The sequence below is a fragment of the Micromonospora phytophila genome (assembly GCF_023656545.1).
Taxonomy (GTDB): domain Bacteria; phylum Actinomycetota; class Actinomycetes; order Mycobacteriales; family Micromonosporaceae; genus Micromonospora; species Micromonospora phytophila.
Genome location: NZ_JAMOKF010000583.1, coordinates 1 through 1,802, shown reverse-complemented (window position 1 = coordinate 1,802; position 1,802 = coordinate 1). Strand labels below are relative to the sequence as shown.

Below are 1,802 nucleotides of genomic sequence, written 5' to 3'. Positions count from 1 at the left end.
CCGCCGCCGGCCGCCGCTCGGCCCGGTGCGCCCAGCTATCCGCCACCGGGAGGCGTCCGGTTCGGGCCGCCCGGGGTCCCGCCGCCCGGGGGCGGGGCGGCGCCCTTCCCCCAGCAGGCCGGTCCGGTCCCCGGTCACGGCCCGATGCCGACCGGCAGCCCGTACGCCCCGCCGTCGGCGCCCCAGCCCGGTGGCTGGCCGCCGCCGGGCACCGCACCGAACGTGCCCCCGCCACCCCCGCCGGCTCCCGGCGGTCACCAGCAGTAAGCCAGCATCCCAGTCGGCTACGGGGAGGAACCGATGACGGACGACCGGACGACACCGCCGGTGGACAGGACCGGCCAGCCGGAGGAGATCCGCCAGGACGCTCCGTTCTACATGCCCCTCACGCCAGCGGCGCCGTGGGTGCACGTGGACGGCATCACGATGGACAACGTCAACCGGGCGCAGCACCCCACGGCGTTGCTGCCCGGCGCGGGCGAGACCGGGGATGACACGGAGTGGGACGCGTCCAGCCTCGACAAGGCGATCGAGTGGCTCGAGTCCCACGCCGAATTCCTCAACAGACAGTCACACAAGATGGTCGAGATCCAGGACCGGATGGGCGGCTCGGCCGCCGCCGGGCAGGTCACGGAGACGAGCCCGCTCGGCAGCTTTCCCCGTGCCAGGGATCTCGCGGGCAAGCACTCCGCTCTCTACGAGACCACGCACGCGAGCGTCAAGAAGCTCTCCGACGACCTCTACCAGGCGGCGAACGCGCTGCGAAAGGTCAAGGAGAACTACGAGACGGTGGAGCGCGCCAACGCCATGTCGGCGGCCGAGATGGAGCGTGCGTTCGGTGCCGCGTCCAGCAACCCGGCCAGGGCCTGACGGGGAGGGTGAAGAATGACCAGCTGGGAAGACATGTGCCGGGAGGTCGTGGTCGACGGCCGGCCGGGTGACGTGGCCACCGCGGCCTCCCTGTGGGAGCAGCTGCTGCGGAACGTCAACTCCGTCAAGGAGAGCCTGGAGACCAACGTCAAGGACCTGGGCGCGGTCTGGAAGGGCCCCGCCTACGACGCCTTCAAGACCCACATCACCACCATCGCAACCGAGGCCGGCCGGGTCGTGGAGGACGCGGAGAGCCACAACGGCATCGTCCGGTCGCTGCGGGACGCCGCCGACAAGCTCAGCGCCGCCCAGGCCGCGTTCCCGGTCCCGGCGAGCTGCGTGAACGATGTCATGGAGGCGCGCAACGGCCGGATCGTCATCGACACGGGGTTCTTCGAGGCGCGGGTGAAGCCCGACTTCCTGGGGCTGCTCGATCCGCTCACCTCGCTCTACGACTGGATCGCCGACAAGTCCGAGGACGCGGCCAAGGTCTACAACCAGGTCAGCGGCGAGTACGTCGACATCAACCAGGGCGTCAAGGACGCAGCTCCCTTCGGCCGCGGTGACTCCTCTCCCGACGTGCGAACGCCGGATCTCGGCAGTGGTCCCGGCGGCGGCGGCGCCGGCAGCGTCCCCAGCCTCGGCGGGATGCCCTCCGCCGGTGGCATGGGCGGCGGTGCGCCGTCGGTCGACACGGGCCGCCTGCCCGGCACCGGCTCTCCCGGGATCGGCTCCGGCGCGCATCCCGACCTCTCCGGCGGCGGCTACCCGGCCGGGACCGGCGGCTACCCGGGCAGCGGCAGCCTCGCCGACGACTACGGCAGCGGCCTGGCCGGTGCCGGCACCGCGACCGCCCCGGGGCTCGGCTCCGGTCTGGGTGGTGGCGGCGGGCTGCCGGGCGCCTCGGGCCTCGGGGCCGGCGGCGGGCTCGG

The 1,802-nt window shown here is 73.3% G+C and carries 2 protein-coding genes; both read left to right on the top strand.

The features are described from left to right. Positions 1 to 300 precede the first annotated feature (300 nt). Entirely contained in the window at positions 301 to 870 is a 570-nt protein-coding gene (locus NCC78_RS31495; RefSeq protein ID WP_250799081.1) for a hypothetical protein, read from the top strand. 15 nt (positions 871 to 885) lie between these two features. After that, positions 886 to 1,802: WXG100 family type VII secretion target (locus NCC78_RS31490; RefSeq protein ID WP_372495246.1), on the top strand; the 917-nt coding region annotated here is incomplete at its 3' end.

Bases quoted from the DNA above. Each gene is read 5' to 3' on its own strand.
- NCC78_RS31495 (WP_250799081.1), top strand. From the start codon at position 301: ATGACGGACGACCGGACGACACCGCCGGTGGACAGGACCGGCCAGCCG.